This window comes from Candidatus Zixiibacteriota bacterium (assembly GCA_036480375.1).
GTDB lineage: Bacteria > Zixibacteria > MSB-5A5 > GN15 > JAAZOE01 > JAZGGI01.
In genome coordinates this window covers 1-16,867 of record JAZGGI010000012.1, presented here as the reverse complement: position 1 = coordinate 16,867, position 16,867 = coordinate 1, and the positions used below count along the sequence as shown (strand labels likewise).

Here is a 16,867-nt window from a genome sequence, read left to right as displayed (position 1 = left end):
GTTCGGGTTCAAAACTTAACGCCTAAATTTTTCTGTCATCCGGTCCGTCATATTTAAAATTTCCGTAGCCGGGAATTCGCGCAATTTTTTTCATCCGTTTCCTCTAAAAGGTGTGTGCGATCATCCCCGATTCTTTTTTATTCATTCCTGATTATCCGCATATCCGGGTCCGGATCATCCTCAACCAGACCTTCCGGATCGTTACTGTTTTCGCGGGCAAAATCGAGCCACAACTGTTCAAACCGTTCAATCGGCATTTGGAAGATAGTCTCAATCGCGTCCTTCCAATCGGCGGAAGTCTGATGGATCATGAATAATCGATCCAGACCATAATTGAACATTATGAAACCGCAGAATGACGCCGATTCGGCTCGCCTGGTCGCAAAATCGAGAGAATCGAGTTTATTGTTATCGCCCAGACCTGACAGGCTGACAAGAGTACCCGAATTGAATCTGCGATTGGTTTTATCATGATAATTTTTTGAAGAAAAATCCAAAAGAAAAGGAACACCTTCGTTCATTGCTTTAAATTTGCCGTCTTTGATCCCCTTTTTTCTCAGGAGGAATTTGGTCAATTCATACCCGTAAGGGTACTTATCTCCCCAATGAATTTCCGTATTATTTGACCAGGGTGTTTCTCGACCGGTTATCTCCTTCGCTTCTTTACCGGGATTATAGATATACATATGAATCGTATCATTGGGAATGGGCATTTCAAGCAGGACGCATATTTCTCTTAAGAACTTTTCATAACCCTCAGAAATTTCTTTGTATTTGGCAGTCCATCTTGATTTCGGGGAAATGTGGAAAATAAAATGGCCATGCCCTTTGATAGCCCAGTCCTGATACTTAGGTATTAAATTTTCCGATTCCTCTTCCTCGCAGCCTCCAAAAAACAAAAGGGCCAATACAAATAGAAATAAATAGGCTATGATCTTCTTGTCGATGAATCTATATCGTATCACAAAACCACCTCACAAATGCAATATTTATCACCCTTTAATGTACCTATATAAAAAGATTTCGCTTTTTAGTCAACCAAGACGATATTTTTGTTATCCGAATAAAAAGCCGATTGATTGTCAATCGGTTTTATATGAGTTATTGTTTTACCAGGTCTGAGAGAATGTATTAACCTATTTTTTTATACTCCAGCGCCTTGGTCGGGCAAAACTGAACACACGCCGGAGTCCCGTGGCAAATATCGCATTTTACGACTTCGTCGTGGACGTCGTCGGCCAGGGCGCATCCGAAGGGACAGGCCGCAACGCAGGCCATACACTTGACACACCGTTCACGGTCGAGATCAATCGCGCCGGTGATTTCGTTGCGCTTTAAGGCATCAAACATGCATGATTTAACGCAGGCGGCGTCATCGCATTGCAAACAGGCGACCGGAACATATTTGTCGGGGCCGTAGGCAATCGGATAGATTCTGCTCCTCCCCGGTTTGCGATCCTGAGTATGGGTAAAAGCGCAGGCCAGCTCGCAAGTACGGCATCCGGTGCATAGCGAAGGATTGACGATAAATCTGTAAGTAATCATATCGCCACCTCCTTTGCCCCGTCAACGAGACGGCCCATTTTTTGAGCCAGCTCCGTTCGTTTACAGTCATCACAGATATCAAAATACTCTTTGGGTATATCCCGCTTTTCGATGATATATTCGGCAAATTCCCGGGTCGTTGTCGTTTTGCCGCATTTTGCACAAGAAATCATCTCGAATTTCTTATTCCAAATCGTCCGGGTACCGTTACTTTCGTTCCATTCGATTACATTGGTCGGACATACATGAGCGCAACTTAAACATCCGATGCAATCAGGCGGCTCTTTATCAAACGGTGGAGCGATCGCTTTATCCGGGCCACGCTGAACGGCCGATATAGCGCTTTTGCCAAGGACTTCACAGGCCCGAGTACAGGCGTAGCACATAATACAGTTATCGCCGTCGGGAATAGTTTCAAAGCTCGTTTTTTGTATCCCATACTCACCCGCCATTTTTTGAATGACATCCGAATTGGGACATCGAGCCAGATACAAATCCAGAATAGTGCGGCGGATTTCCGTCACTTGCGGTGTATGCGTATTTATTATCAAGCCTTCTTCAGCAGGATACAAGCAGGAAGTCACATGCCTGGTCCACCCATCCCATTCGGGCTTTGAAATTTCCACCATACACAGGCGGCAGGCTCCACATGGTTCCAATGCCTTATGATCGCACAGAACCGGGATATCAATCCCTTCACGCCTAATTGTATTCAGGATATATTCGCCTTCTACGGCTTTAACCATCTTTCCATTTATTTGCATATTCAACATAAAACACCCATCAAGTAATATCTATCGCGTCATATTTGCACACCACTTCGCAGGAACCGCATTGCGAACATTTATCCTGGTCGATAACATGCAATTTCTTTTTTTCTCCGGTGATTGCTTTTTCCGGACATACCGAAATACAGGCGACACAGCCGTTACATTTGTCATTTATCGTGTAAGTAATAAGCGCTCGGCATGAGCGCCCGGGACATTTGCAATCAGTGATATGACTCAGATATTCATCACGAAAATACTGAACCGTGCTCATAAATGGATTGGGACCGGACTGGCCCAGACCACATAGTGAGCCGACCTGGATAACCTTCGATAATTTTTCCATCAAGTCCAGATCGTTTTCCGACGCCTTACCCCTGGTAATCTTCGTACATAAGATTAGTAACTGATGCAAGCCTTCCCGGCACGGAACACATTTGCCGCATGATTCAGAAACCAGAAAATCGAGGAAATATCGCGCCAGTTCGACCATGCAGGTGCGTTCGTCCATGACAATCATACCGCCTGAACCCATCATCGAACCGGCTTTTGTCAGGGTATCAAAATCAACCGGTAAATCAATTTTGCCTTCAGGCAAACATCCACCCGAAGGACCGCCTGTCTGTACCGCTTTAAACTGTCGATCTTCTTCAATTCCACCGCCGATTTTATAGATTATGTCTCGGAGGGTCATTCCCATCGGCACTTCAATCAATCCGGTATTGCGTACTTTTCCGGCCAATGAGAATGCCTTAGTGCCGGCGCTTTTTTCGGTGCCGATCGAGGCAAACCATTTTGAGCCTTTTTCGATTATGACCGGAACGGTGGCAAACGTTTCGACATTATTGAGCACGGTCGGTTTATCATAGACGCCTTTGACGACGGAACGGATATATTTGGCGCGAGGTTCGCCAATTTCTCCGGCTACCGATTTCATCAATGCTGAAGATTCGCCGCAGACAAAGGCTCCTGCACCACGAATTATTTTTATATCATAGCTGAACCCGGTGCCCAGAATGTTTTCGCCCAGCAAACCAAGTTCTCTCGCGGCTTCGATAGCTCGCTGAAGATTGACGACCGCCAGCGGATATTCTTCACGAACATAAATATATCCATCATGCGACCCGACGGCAAAAGCGCAAATTATCATACCTTCCAGAATCGAATGGGGATCGCCTTCCATAATACATCGATCCATAAAGGCGCCGGGATCGCCTTCGTCGCCATTGCAAATCACGAAACGCGGTTCATCATCAACTTTGGCGCAGGTGGCCCATTTTCGTCCGGTAGAAAACCCGCCCCCGCCTCGGCCGCGCAACCCCGATTTACTGACTTCATTGATTATTTTTTGGGGCTTCATTTTTGTGAGAGCTTTTGCCAGAGCCGCGTACCCCCCTGCGGCGATATAGTCGGTAATTTCATCGGGATCTATCAGGCCAAGATTACGAAGCGAAATCCGTGTCTGATATTTGTAAAAAGGAATCGATCTATAGTCAGTGTATTTTTTACTCTTTTTATGCGGATCAGTATAAAGTAATTTCTCAATTATCTCTCCCTTGAGAAGAGTCTTTTCTATAATATCTTTCACGTGTATTTTTTTAACTTTGGCGTAAAAGATGCCTTCCGGTTCAATCACCACCAGCGGGCCGCAGGCGCAAAACCCATGGCACCCGGTTTTTTTGACCGTCTCAACCGTTATGCCTTTGATTTTTTTCTTCTTCAATACCGATTTGAATTCATCGAGTATTTTATCGGAGCCGGAGGCAAGGCAGCCCGGCCCAAGGCAAACTATAATCTTTTTCTTTTGAGCCTTAAATTGCCTTTCGCATTTCGCCCGGAATTTATCCAATTTATCTATCGTACCTATTCGCATCTCAACCCTTCTTAGCCAATCTGACCGCCCTGTCAACCCTGACATGTCCATGATATTTGTTATTAACCATCATAACCGGAGCCATGGCGCAGGCCCCGACGCAATTGACGACTTCAACCGTAAATTTCAAATCCGAACTTGTCTCACCGGCGCGGATGTTAAGAGCGGACTCCAATTGCTCCAATAGCAAATCGGCGCCTTTGATATGGCATGCGGTTCCTTTGCAAATTCTGATAATCGTCTCGCCTCGAGGCGTAAGGCTGAATGCCTTATAAAAAGTAGAAGCGCTGAATATTTTGCTTAAGGGAACATTGAGAGCTTGGGCGGCATCGGACAGTACTTCAACCGGCAAATAACGAAATTCCTTTTGTATATCCTGAAGAACGGTAATTAACGAAGACGGATCTCGCGGATTACGATCTAAAATTGTCTCCAACCTGGCTGTGCGTTTGGACATGTATATTTCCTTAAACCTTTATTCTCTTCCCCAATTTGCGGCCTTCATCGAGAGCCGCGTGATTAATCTCAAGAAGGCTTTTTTTCTTTCCCATTTTTTTAGTAAACATATCTTTCAAAGATTTGAATTTCACGATATCGGTCGCTCCGACAAAGGCCGCCAGCATGACCATATTGGCTACTTTCGGACTCCCGACCTTAATAGCGATATCATTAACCGGCACCAAGAGTTCGTTTAAATCACCCCGTCCGGACGTTACGTCAATCAGTGAGTTATTTATCAGCAGCAAACCGTTTTCTTTGAGAAGCGGCGCGAATTTATCAAGAGAGGGACGATTAAAAACACAGGCCGACATGGGATTGTTTATAATCGGCGATCCGATGCTAATGTCGGAAACCACGACGGTGCAGTTGGCCGTGCCACCCCGCATCTCCGGTCCGTAGGAAGGAATCCAGCAAACTTTTTTACCTTCCTCCATGGCCGTATAGGCCAAAAGCTGTCCGGCCGTCATAACACCCTGCCCGCCGAATCCGGCGAATACGACTTCAATTTGCCCGGTCATGATTAATTCTCTCCCTCAATATAATCTTTATAAATCGCCAGAGGATAATACGGCTCCATATCGGAAGCGACCCATTCGGTCGCGTCACACGGCGGAATTCCCCAGTTGGTGGGACAGGTCGAGAGCACTTCGACTAATGAAAAACATTTATTCTCTTTTTGAAGACGAAACGCCTTTTTAATAATCTTCTTGGTGTTTATAACGTGCATAGGAGAATGTACCGAAGTACGCGCGATAAACGACGGGGTTTTCAAAGTTGCCAACAGCTCCGACATCCGAATTGGATGCCCGGCCAGATTAACATCGCGCCCCGCCGGAGATGTCGTCGTCTTTTGCCCCGGCATAGTCGTGGGCGCCATCTGCCCGCCAGTCATACCGTAAATCGCATTGTTGACGAAGATTGTCGTAAATTTCTCTCCTCGATTGGCGGCATGAATTATCTCGGCCATACCGATCGATGCCAAATCGCCGTCGCCCTGATAAGTAAAGACTATCATGTCGGGTCGAACCCGCTTAAAGCCGGTTGCCACAGCGGGCGCTCGACCGTGCGGCGCTTCCAGAAAATCAATATTAAAATAATTGTATATCAATACCGAGCAGCCCACCGGCGCAATGCCGACCGATTTGCCCTTAACGCCCAACTCATCCAATGATTCCGCGACGATGCGGTGAATGACGCCATGGGTGCACCCGGGGCAATAATGAGTAATATTTTCACTCAGCGACTCGGGCCGTTTGAATACTGTCGTTTCCGAATTTGACATGATGTCCTCGATATTATTTTTTCTTTTTTATCCGCAGCATCTGGCGAACTTTATCCTTGACCTCATTGGGAGTCGGAACGATTCCGCCCGTCCGGCCAAAAAACTCAATCGGTTTTTTACCTTTGATACACCGCTCGACATCTTCCACCATCTGTCCGGTACTCATCTCAATCGTTAAAATTTTCTTAATATTTTTTTTGGTGCCTTCAGCGTAAATTTCCTGCTCGGGATAGGGGAATAAAGTAATGGGTCGAAAGAGGCCGACATGAATCCCCTCTTTTTCTAATTCGTCAATAGCGGTCTGACAAATTCGGGCCATGGTACCATACGAAACAATCATCAACCGGGTCTTTTCAGACATTTTATAAAGTTCGTAGCGGCGTTCGTTTTTTCTAATCTTCTTGTATTTTTTATCCAGTAAAAAGCTATTATCTTCCAATTTTTCGGGATTTAAAAACAGCGAACGAGTTATCCGCGCTTCACGTCCGTCGGCTCCGGTCAACGTCCAATCGGCGTCATCGGGATTGTTCTGAGCCCGATATTTTTCGGGAAATTCAACCGATTCCATCATCTGCCCGATCATTCCGTCACCGATAATCATGACCGGATTGAGATATTTATCGGCTAAATCAAAGGCCAGAATTGTCAGGTCAACCGCTTCCTGAACCGAAGAAGGCGCCAGGACTATCACGCGATAATCGCCATGCCCGCCGCCTTTGACGGCCTGATTATAATCGGACTGGGCCGGCAAAATTCCACCGAGACCGGGGCCGCCCCGCATGATATTGACAATCACCACCGGCAGATGATCCCCCGCCATATATGATAAGGCCTCCTGCATCAAACTTATTCCCGGGCTTGAGGAAGTCGTAAAAATTCGTTTCCCCGTCGCCGCCGCTCCTAAAAGCATATTGCCGACGGCAACTTCCGATTCGGCCTGAACGAACACGCCACCGACCTCGGGTAATCGCCAGCAGAGATACTCGGCGACTTCGCTTTGAGGCGTTATCGGATAAGCGAAGTAATTTACCGCTCCGGCCGCAATGGCAGCCTCTCCGATCGCCTCGTTTCCTTTCATTAATTTCTTAGCCATCTATTTTTGTCTCCGTTAATATTCAAATAGGGCAAAGTGAGTTCCGTGGGTCAATATATTAATCGCCACATCGGGGCAGATTATGGCGCAGATACGGCAGCCGATACATTTAGTCGGTTCATGCAACCGCGCATAAAAATAACCCTTGAGATTAATATCTTTTGACATTTTCAATATCTGCATGGGGCAGGCCGCAACGCACAATTCGCAGCCTTTGCAGTAATTTTTATCTATTCTTACACCGGGCATAAATCGCGTTCCCTTCGCTATTGATTTTCTTCTCGGGAATAACCTTCTTTTCGTTCCCAGGGTTTCAATAAAGATCGGGTTAACGGCAGAATCGGGCAATTAAAATCGCCGAGGTCCATAGAGCCAATTAACGTTTTTTTAAAACTGACAAAACGAATCGGCAGACCCGTCTTCTTTTTGATTTCCAAACTCAGGTCATATCCTTCGCGGACAATATCGGCATCGGTATCATCAATCATGTGACTATTGGAAATCAAACCGGTGAATTTCAACCGTGAGGTCGCCTCAATTCGCTTCACCGTTTCGAGAGCAGACTTACGACTCGACGTTTGAGGACGTCGGCTGTTTAAGACCATCAGCATTTCGTAGGAACTATCTTCAAATAAATCCGAAAGCGAACCCAATGCCTTTGCCCCTTGAGCGTCTCCCCCCACGTCAAATATCAGAAGTCCCTCATGATTCTCAATCAACCCCCGAACCTGGGGAAGTAAAATCGGCAAATCAGCATAAAATTTCCCGCCTTCGGGAGCGATCAGATCAATCCCCAATTCCTTCATTTCGTCTTTCGCTTCGCGGGTCCGGAAATAAGGATTTACCAGATCCAAATCAATCAGGGTTACCGGTTGATGGCTCGAGGCGTATAAGTATTTGGCCAGATTTACCGAAACTTCGGTTTTGCCGCTGCCGAAACCGCCAACTATAATAATTATTTGCCTGGTAATAGAGAGATGTTTTATATCCAAAACGGCGTTACCTTCGTAATTGGCTACGGTCAACGTCACTGATGCCATACACCAACTCAACTAATGAAAGCTGCCCCGGATATCTTCTGTTGCGCCTCCCGGGTCTTTCGATAACAATATCTAATAATGCCGGTTCAAAGTCAAGTTTCGTTGTGAAATTTATCACTTAATTTCGCATACTAACCTGTCTAAAAATACAAGATTAAATTAGGTGACTATAGTATTATTCAACAGGTTGGATATGATTTTTGAAATCTAATATGTTATGTCAACGAAGTGGTATTTTTCAAAGAATAAACTATTCTATTCTTTGGCCGGAAGCATATCGGGATCGCTTTTGGCCAATCTTTCAAAATATGACAATCCCTTTGGTCCGGTATATGACTCCAGTAGAGTATAAACAGGATCGGTAAGAACCTTATCAAGTGAAATGAATTTATATCCCCGGGTTTCTATCTCAAGAAGTAAATCATAAAGAAAGTAACTGTTCAATCGATTGGCGTGAAGAAGTAAAATATGTTTTGCTTGTCGGCCCAAAATATCCTGAGACAGTTTTTCGGCGTCCTCCAGCCGCTCCAGAATGTTATCGATATATTCATTGCCGAGGCGAATTATCTCTACCGAATCGGCGGATTCGTATAATTTTTCAAATTGCAGGTTATATACGAAATCATCGGTGTCGATCGAAACATGGGCGGTTATATAATCCTGTTCATCCAGATAATCGATTATCGCCTTTTTTATCGTATGATTGCGACCATAATGAAGATAGGGATAGCGAAAATAACGGCCCTTTTGTTTATGCTTTTTGAGCAGACTCTCGATAGCCTGATGACCTCGTCCGATATCCTCAATAAATAATTTATGGGGCAAATCATTAAGGTCTGAATGCATATAAGTATGATTTCCCAAAATATGCCCGGCGGCCAGCCACGATTCGAGAATATCCCAGTGGCCTTCGATATTATCACCGACGACAAATCCGGCGGCCGGAGCCTTAAATTCTTCAAGTGCGATCAAAATCTCATCAGTCATCATCATCCGCTTTACCGGATCATGCACCCGCACAATCGGTAAATCATCGAAGGTAATACAGATTTCCTTATCGGGAGCAGAGTCTTGCGCGACAATTTGACCGCACAAAAGCGCCAAAACCGATAGACTAAGGATCATTCCTTTCATGTTCTGAAAACTAAACTCGTTCAATGTTTCCGTCAACTTAAAAACATAAGATTAGGTAGTGGGTCAGTTTGAAAAAAAATTGATCAAAAACCGGATTTAAGCAAGAAAGAAGTTTTGCCGATATTTAAAATGAACGATTAACAGAAAACAAACGTATCATTCATAATTAAAGGTATTGACTAATTTGTCATGATGATATAGTTTAGGGAACTATGATGGAACCAATTGTAGTTAGCATTGCTGGCGTTGTTATAAGCGCCCTTATCGCGCTTCTTATATCTTCATTTAGAATTGGGATATATAAGAATAAAGTTGATAATGCTTGTGACGACCTCAAAGAGGTTAAGACTGAGTTGAGAGAAGTTAGAGATATGGCGGTTTCCTGCACAACCTCTTTGAAGGAAAGAGAGCCACTGGTTAGTAGGGGGAGCCCAATTGATTTAAGTGATCGGGGTAAAATAGTATTGGCCGATAGTGGCGGGAAAAAGTTTATCGATGAGAACTTTGAAGAGTTTAAATCTAAACTTGAGATGACACATCCCGAAACTGCTTATGATGTTCAAGAGGCGGCAAAGTTGGTTATTGAAGGGATTAAAGATGATAAGCGCCTTAATTTCATAAAGGACTATCTATTCAGGGAAGGTATGGCCATTGAGGACATGATAATTGTTCTTGGAATCTATTTGAGAAACAAAGTGTTAGAAGAAAAAGGACTTGACTTTAACGAGATAGATAAAAAAGTAGTTTAGTTTAAAGCAACGGAATTTAACTCTTTTTCCTCCAAAAGCTTAACAATATCCTCGATATCCCAAAGTCTTTTAGTTATTCCGGCCTCCATAGCTGGGGTAACTTTTAGAGTCCGATGAATCTGGCAGAAGTTATAATACATAAAATGTAGGGCAACCGCAAACTCAAGATTTTGAATCTTTTTAGAGAATCCATTGGTTAATCGAGTAAACCGTCTCATGCTCATTCGCATAGTCAGGTTTTGGCGTTCGACATAAGATGTTGAAACGTGCTTTTTTTTCGGCTTGCCTATAAGTGATTGCCTTCTTGCCCCGACGCATTTTGGAGGGCTGTATCTGCCCGCTTCGACCTTTTCTTTGCCGTAGAGCTTAATGAGCATTGCATAATCTACGTCGGCTCCAAAAACATCGTCAACGGCATCTAAATAGATTCTAAGGCCGTCGGTTGTTAATTGTACCTTATTAGCGAGCCTGTCTTTTAGGTCATTCAAGAATATTCTGGCGTGTTGAGCGTCCCGTAAGCCGACAAACCATGAGGCCGCCAGCTTAGTATCGGAATCAATCGCAACCCATGTCCAAACATCCCCAAAACCTAAGATTACATCCGGTTGACAATATTATAATAATTCACTAACTTGACCCGTAAATACACATTTGGGATTAAAAAGGATATCCGTGCGCCGTATGTTCTTGACTATTCTCGGGACCATTGTTGTTATGTATCTCATAATTTTGATTTTTGTCTATTTTATGCAACATAAAATGGTGTACTTCCCCTCGTATACTATTTCCGTAACGCCTCAAGAAGCTAACCTCGAATACGAAGATTTATATTTAACAACCAATGACGGAGTCAAGATAAACGCTTGGTATGTTCCCACCGATTCATCACGGGCAACTATTATTTTATGCCATGGCAACGGCGGGAATATCTCTCATCGTCTTGAGACTATCGAACTATTCAATCGATTAAACTTATCGGTATTGATTTTCGATTATCGCGGTTATGGCAAAAGCGAAGGCAGAACAACCGAAGAGGGCACATATAAAGACGCCGAAGCAGCCTGGGATTATTTAATTGAGGAAAAGAATGTCCCGCCTGAAAGAATAATTGTTTTTGGTCGGTCATTGGGAGGCGCTGTTGCCTGCTGGCTGGCCCGCGAAAAAAATCTGGGAGTATTAATTGTTGAATCTTCTTTTACCTCAATTCCGGATATCGCCGCCAAATTATATCCCTATCTCCCTGTCAGGCTGATAGCTCGATTTGATTATAATTCCGGGGAATATATTAAGGACATAAAATCACCGGTTTTATTTATTCATAGCCCCGACGATGACCTGGTCGCTTATGACCTGGGGAAAAAGCTTTTTGAGGAGGCTAATGAGCCTAAGGAATTTCTCGAAATATCGGGCGGCCATAATGAGGGATTTCTTTCTTCGGGAAGCCACTATAGAAACGGCATCAAGAACTTTCTGGACAAGCATTTGATCCAATAAAAAACCAGCGCCAATCCGGACGGGGTCACAACTTTTCATACTAATTCGCTTTGTGACCTGAAGGTCTGACCGTGGCGCTGGTTTATGTCGTTTTATCTCGTCACAATTAAATACGGGGACATATCTTTTCTTGTTGTGATAAAATGTCTGTTCGTCTATAAATTATCGCTTTAAACGACGGATTATGTTTTGGATTCATTTTATGCACTAAACCTCGACTGTATCAAAATGATCATCGGAATGTATATATCCCTGCGATCATATTACCGCCGGTAATCGGATCAGAATCGCGATAAGAAGCACAAAGGCAAGTGGATGTCGATTAATGAAATCTCTCAAATTTCGGGCGTTCCTTCGTATTGATTATAGTGTTTGGCAATGGCAATATTAAGTCAATAAAAATCTCAATCTCGGTATTCGATTTGCATTTAATATGTCATTGGACTCATAAGTCGAATTGGTTTGGAGACATAAATATAATCAAATAGATATATTTTAGCATAAGGAATCAACTGTTATGAAAACAATTGCGCAAATTCTGGTCTGCATTTCATTGTTGACCATTATGTTAGTAGGCTGTCAGGATGATCCCGGTATAGTCCGACCGAGTAATGAGCCCGCGATTTCACTGGCTGCATCAAAAGTCACTATTCCGGCCGGGGCCGTTTATGAATCAGCCATACTGTACGTCTATGTCGATTGGCCAAATGGCGAAACAACTTATCTGCACCGCATTACCGGCGCCTGGGAAGAAAATGTTGTGACCTGGGGTAATTTTGGCGAAGCGTATGACGCTACCGTTTTAGGCTCCTTTACCGCTACAACCCCGGGATGGTATTCTGTAGATGTAACCGATTTGGTCAACGGATGGATGACGGAAACTTATGAAAATCTTGGTGTTTTGCTCAGACAGGATCAGACTGATTATGACAGAATCACTATGAGCAGCCGTGAGAACGCCGCCAATCACCCTTATCTCGATATTTGTTACTCTTCCGGTGATGCCACGGTTTGCGAAACTTCTGAAACTATAGGCGACTCATTCATCTGGGAAATCGCCCCATCTCGAAATCATGGCACCAATCCTGAAATTTTGGCCGGATGGGTTTCCGGAACCGAAAAACAGACCCTCCTTGCCTTTGAAACTCCCGAGATCCAGCAAACCGCTTCTTTGGGTGATTATGTCTGGCGAGATGAAAATATCAACGGCGTTCAGGATGAAGGCGAAATGGGAATTGAGGGAATCACTGTTCATCTGATGGATTGTTTTGGCAATATACTGGCTGAAACGACAACTAACGCCGATGGATACTACCTCTTTACCGATCTTGAACCCGGAGATTACAGCGTTCATTTTGTCGCTCCCGAAGGTTACGCTTTTAGCCCGATGGATCAGGGCGCCGATGACGCCAAAGATAGCGATGCTGATCCCTCAACCGGGATGACCGGGTGTTATACCCTGGCCGCCGGCGAAGTTAATCTTACGGTTGACGCCGGTCTTTATTGGCCGCCTCACACGGGTTGTACCCTGACAATCGGATTCTGGAAAACTCACGCCGGTTTTGGCCCTCAGGATGATGTCGTAACTCAGTATCTCCCGATCTGGCTGGGTGATTCGGGCGGCGACAAGAGTCTGGAAGTCACCGATGCTTCTATGGCTGTCGCCATTCTCTCAATGAAAACCTACGGCAATAGAAAAAACGGAATTACCAAGCTGTACGCCCAGCTATTGGCCACCAAATTGAATATTGCCGATGGTTCCGACACTTTCGATCTCGGTGACGCCGTGGCTGAGGCAGACGCTTTCCTGGCGATGTATGACTGGACTGACTGGAGAAATCTCAGCTCAGAAGACAAAGACATGGTTATCGATCTCAAGACTTTATTCGATGATTACAACAACGGTGATATTGGCCCGGGGCATTGTGATTGGGTAATGCCGACGAAGGCCGAAAGAATACGAGATAAGAAAAAATAGTGAATCAAATTTTTGGAAACCCGCCTGATAAAACGGGTGGGTTTTTTAATAACAATTTGTGTTCAATAATTGCACAGGTTCCATTTACCCGCAAATACTTTTAATTTGCGCTGACAATACAGCCGAAGTATATTAAGGTTGACTACGGCCAAAGCTTTAATAATACTGCGATACCGACGTTAAGAATAGACAACGGTTTGAAATAAATGAAACGTATAAACAATTGGTATTAAGTACGCCAATTAATAGTAGATTATACGAAAGGGGTTATTAATTATGAAAATGTACGTGGGGATAGGATTAATCTTTTGCCTTGCTGCAGCGTTGATCGCGGGCTGTTCAAATCAAAATTCGGAGGATAATAATATTGTAAATTCTCCTCTGATGACCGCCGAAAACGCCCTGTTGCCGGCCGACGCTGTTTTGGAATCGGCGCAATTGCATATTTTCGCCATCATGCCGTCCATGCAGACTGTCAATATTCATCGCGTCACTTCATCCTGGGATGAAATGTCCGCTACCTGGAACAGCTACGCGGGCGCGTATGCTCCGGAGGTTAAGGGGACTTTCACGGTCAATATGATAGGCTGGCAGATTGTCGATGTTACCGACCTTGTCAACGGATGGTCAACCGGCATGTATGATAATTTCGGATTATTGCTGGATCAGGATATTGCCGAAAATTCATTAACTGTTTTTGCGAGCGGTGAGAGTTCGATTAATCAACCGATATTAGTCGTGTGTTACAATACCGGCTCCGAAATAATCTGCGACACCATGATGCCGATGATGGACACATATGTTTTCGCGTCAGAGCCAGATATGAATTACGGAATGAGTGAAGGCCTGCGCACCGGCTATATCTCCGAAACCGAAGCCGAAATGCAAAGCCTGCTTATGTTTGATGTTCCCGTCTTCGAGCAGACAGTGATGCTGGGCAATTATGTCTGGAACGATCAAAATCAGAACGGACTTCAGGACGAAGGCGAGCCGGGTTATGAAAACATGACAATTAATCTGCTCGATTGTGACGGTATGAATGTTCTGGCGCAAACCATATCCGATACCGGCGGTTATTACGGTTTTCCGGACCTGGAGCCGGGTGAATATATTGTCCACTTTGTTCTGCCGGATGGCTATGTTTTCAGTCCGGCCGACCAGGGCACCGACGACGAATTGGATAGCGATGTAATCAATGCCGAAACCGGATGGACCATGTGCCTGACCCTGGAAGCGGGCCAGATGGATATTTCCGTTGATGCCGGAGTTTATATGGAAGAAGTCGATCCGGGCTGTACCTATAGCAAGGGTTACTGGAAGAACCATGCCGGATTCGGCCCCCAGGATGATGTGCTGACGCAATATTTACCGATATGGCTCGGAAGCGACGACGGCGATAAGAGTCTGGCCGTAACGACCGATACTATCGCGGTCGATGTTTTGATTCAGCATGTTTACGGCGCGCCCAAAAACGGTATCGCCAAATTATACGCCCAGCTTTTGGCGGCCAAATTGAATATCGCTAACGGCGCCGACGATTCGGATGTTGCCGATGTCATCTCCGATACCGATGAGTTTCTCGCTATGTACGATTGGAATGACTGGGGTGATTTATCCAAAGAAGATCAGCAGATGGTCAATGATTGGAAATCGATCCTCGATGATTACAACAACGGCGAAATCGGCCCCGGCCACTGCGATTGGACACCCGATTTGGTTTTGTATAGCAATTAAAACATTGAAATTTTGTGCTAAAAAACCCATGGATGATTATTCCATCTATGGGTTTTTTGTTTAACGAAATTTGGGTTTAATCATGGTAACAATTGCAGTTGTAGCGATAACCCTCGGGTTGTCGTTAAACCAGTTCGATGTCATGCCAGCGCACGCTTGCATCCATGCGGAATATTTAGATAGCTGAGTAACAAACATTCGTAGAGTTAGCTTCTTTACTCCTTAGTCTTTTTTCTTTCCTCCAATATCTCTTTAGGATAGTCTATAGAAGATGGCCTCTCCATCTTGTTAGCCTTTTGAGACATAAGACCAATCAAGTAACCGTTAGAATCGATCACAGGCGAGCCGCTCAATCCCGGCATAGTATTGTCAGATAATTCTTTTGTGGTTATAAGAAATGATCCATCCTCTGATCGCACAAAATTACCCTCATAAACTACCTGCGGACAATCCTTATCGGTATAACGCCAGCCAATGATATACACTGTTTCGCCCTCTTGCATAGAGCCGGTTCGGAATTTGAGAGCCTGAATGTTTTGAGATTTCTTTTTAATAGTGAATAACAACCAGTCTTTTGCCGGCGGTATATGTTCCAGAGGCTCTTTTGGATTCTCATTAATCAATTTATCCACTATTACTACATCATCGGGATTGTTCTTTGGAAACATCTTCCAGAGCTTTAGTGTATTGTTAAAAGCAACCGACTTCATGCTTTCGGACTTAAAATAAACCAGGATGTGTTTAGCTGTAGCTGCCAGAATCTCATTTCCCGTATCTAACAGAAAACCACATCCGGCAATGGGGTGGTTATTGTCTGTGTATTCGATTTGGTTTATCATTGTTATTTGCGGCCATTCGCTCTGAGGCTTTTTCATCCATAGTCCATAATCATCTGCTTTTTTTTCGCCCATACATGGTGCTGCAGGAAAACAATAAAGCAAGGCTGCCAAACCAGTCATAATAAAAATAATTTTGAAAAGACTTTGTTTTTTTCGCATCCAGCCCTCCATTTTTTTTGATATATTTTTATACCATAAACACAAAAAATTATTCAACAAAAAAAACCAGCGAGTGGCTCACGGCTTGCTGTAGGAAAATGGGTTTGTTTCCTCATATTAACGTTTTTGGTCATATCAACTCGGTGGTGATTACGACAGGCGGAGCCTGTTTTCAACTGTCGCGCTATGTACCCGCCTCTTGCGATAAATAATGACCAGCAACTCTCAAAACAGGTAACGCCTGTTCCCCAACCAGGCTTTTGCCTGTCTCAAGAAGGGTGCCCGCAGGGCCGGGTGTGTTTGGTTTATGCGCCTGTTCCATTATACAAATGAGGATAATATCGGAATCAATGATTAATGAATGTGAGAATTGTTGATGTTTATGCGGGAACCCACCTGAAAAACGCTTCGCTTATTTTTCAGACGGGCCACCGTTCCACGGCATAATCAAACCTCCTTCGATTATACCGTTATACTACCTGTTACCTATCTGCCCGGTTCAAACTGTTACCTATCAATCAGGTTCATACCCCGAGGAATTCCCACCCAATGGGGCTTGTTGAAAAACACCTGTTTTCGATTTGGTTGTTAGATATTTATCAGACTTGGTTCCCATTGTGAATGTTGGTCGTCAGATACGGTCAGAATGAGCCGAATCGTATCTATGATGGTCTTAAAC

16 protein-coding genes and 1 pseudogene are annotated in these 16,867 nt (G+C 44.4%); 4 read left to right on the top strand and 13 right to left on the bottom strand.

What is annotated here, in order from left to right; all coding sequences use genetic code 11:
- Positions 1-137: 137 nt before the first annotated feature.
- From V3V99_02510 to V3V99_02460, 11 genes are all read right to left on the bottom strand, one after another.
- Positions 138-965: a hypothetical protein gene (locus V3V99_02510; GenBank protein MEE9441524.1), complete on the bottom strand. Its 828-nt coding sequence runs from the start codon at positions 963-965 to the stop codon at positions 138-140.
- Positions 966-1,131: 166 nt separating this feature from the next.
- Positions 1,132-1,545, bottom strand: a complete 414-nt coding sequence (locus tag V3V99_02505; protein ID MEE9441523.1) for a 4Fe-4S dicluster domain-containing protein — start codon at positions 1,543-1,545, stop codon at positions 1,132-1,134.
- Positions 1,542-2,318 carry a 2Fe-2S iron-sulfur cluster-binding protein gene (locus V3V99_02500; GenBank protein MEE9441522.1) on the bottom strand — a complete coding sequence of 259 codons (777 nt, stop codon included), beginning with the start codon at positions 2,316-2,318 and terminating at the stop codon, positions 1,542-1,544. Before V3V99_02500 ends, V3V99_02505 begins: the two co-directional genes overlap by 4 nt.
- 10 nt (positions 2,319-2,328) lie before the next feature.
- Positions 2,329-4,185, bottom strand: a complete 1,857-nt coding sequence (locus V3V99_02495) for an NADH-ubiquinone oxidoreductase-F iron-sulfur binding region domain-containing protein (GenBank protein ID MEE9441521.1) — start codon at positions 4,183-4,185, stop codon at positions 2,329-2,331.
- 1 nt (position 4,186) lies between these two features.
- Positions 4,187-4,642 carry an NAD(P)H-dependent oxidoreductase subunit E gene (locus V3V99_02490; protein MEE9441520.1) on the bottom strand — a complete coding sequence of 152 codons (456 nt, stop codon included), beginning with the start codon at positions 4,640-4,642 and terminating at the stop codon, positions 4,187-4,189.
- 10 nt (positions 4,643-4,652) lie between these two features.
- The gene (locus V3V99_02485; GenBank protein MEE9441519.1) at positions 4,653-5,204 is read right to left on the bottom strand and encodes a 2-oxoacid:acceptor oxidoreductase family protein; all 552 of its coding nucleotides are present in this window, start codon (positions 5,202-5,204) and stop codon (positions 4,653-4,655) included.
- 2 nt (positions 5,205-5,206) lie between these two features.
- Positions 5,207-5,968, bottom strand: a complete 762-nt coding sequence (locus tag V3V99_02480; GenBank protein MEE9441518.1) for a thiamine pyrophosphate-dependent enzyme — start codon at positions 5,966-5,968, stop codon at positions 5,207-5,209.
- A gap of 13 nt (positions 5,969-5,981) precedes the next feature.
- Positions 5,982-7,061: a 3-methyl-2-oxobutanoate dehydrogenase subunit VorB gene (gene vorB, locus V3V99_02475; GenBank protein MEE9441517.1), complete on the bottom strand. Its 1,080-nt coding sequence runs from the start codon at positions 7,059-7,061 to the stop codon at positions 5,982-5,984.
- Positions 7,062-7,076: 15 nt separating this feature from the next.
- Positions 7,077-7,310 (bottom strand): 4Fe-4S binding protein, encoded by a 234-nt coding sequence (locus tag V3V99_02470; protein ID MEE9441516.1) that lies wholly within the window; start codon positions 7,308-7,310, stop codon positions 7,077-7,079.
- 17 nt (positions 7,311-7,327) lie between these two features.
- Positions 7,328-8,101 (bottom strand): cobalamin biosynthesis protein CbiA, encoded by a 774-nt coding sequence (locus V3V99_02465; GenBank protein MEE9441515.1) that lies wholly within the window; start codon positions 8,099-8,101, stop codon positions 7,328-7,330.
- 255 nt (positions 8,102-8,356) lie between these two features.
- The gene (locus V3V99_02460) at positions 8,357-9,235 is read right to left on the bottom strand and encodes a polysaccharide deacetylase family protein (protein MEE9441514.1); all 879 of its coding nucleotides are present in this window, start codon (positions 9,233-9,235) and stop codon (positions 8,357-8,359) included.
- 212 nt (positions 9,236-9,447) lie between these two features.
- On the opposite strand from V3V99_02460, the gene V3V99_02455 reads away from it, so the two are divergent.
- Positions 9,448-9,984, top strand: a complete 537-nt coding sequence (locus tag V3V99_02455) for a hypothetical protein (protein ID MEE9441513.1) — start codon at positions 9,448-9,450, stop codon at positions 9,982-9,984.
- Here V3V99_02455 and V3V99_02450 read toward each other — a convergent pair.
- Positions 9,934-10,568: pseudogene (locus V3V99_02450) on the bottom strand (hypothetical protein). The gene V3V99_02455 and the pseudogene V3V99_02450 overlap by 51 nt on opposite strands.
- Before the next feature lie 130 nt (positions 10,569-10,698).
- On the opposite strand from V3V99_02450, the gene V3V99_02445 reads away from it, so the two are divergent.
- The 3 genes from V3V99_02445 (at position 10,699) to V3V99_02435 (ending at position 15,190) form a co-directional block, all read left to right on the top strand.
- Positions 10,699-11,478: an alpha/beta hydrolase gene (locus V3V99_02445; protein MEE9441512.1), complete on the top strand. Its 780-nt coding sequence runs from the start codon at positions 10,699-10,701 to the stop codon at positions 11,476-11,478.
- Between the two features lie 517 nt (positions 11,479-11,995).
- Positions 11,996-13,456 (top strand): SdrD B-like domain-containing protein, encoded by a 1,461-nt coding sequence (locus V3V99_02440; GenBank protein ID MEE9441511.1) that lies wholly within the window; start codon positions 11,996-11,998, stop codon positions 13,454-13,456.
- A 276-nt stretch (positions 13,457-13,732) separates the two neighbouring features.
- Positions 13,733-15,190, top strand: coding sequence for an SdrD B-like domain-containing protein (locus V3V99_02435; GenBank protein ID MEE9441510.1), 1,458 nt, complete (start codon positions 13,733-13,735; stop codon positions 15,188-15,190).
- A 215-nt stretch (positions 15,191-15,405) separates the two neighbouring features.
- Here the strand turns inward: V3V99_02435 and V3V99_02430 are convergent, their stop codons facing one another.
- Complete coding sequence (locus V3V99_02430) at positions 15,406-16,188, bottom strand: serine protease (protein ID MEE9441509.1); 783 nt, start codon at positions 16,186-16,188, stop codon at positions 15,406-15,408.
- Positions 16,189-16,867 lie beyond the last annotated feature (679 nt).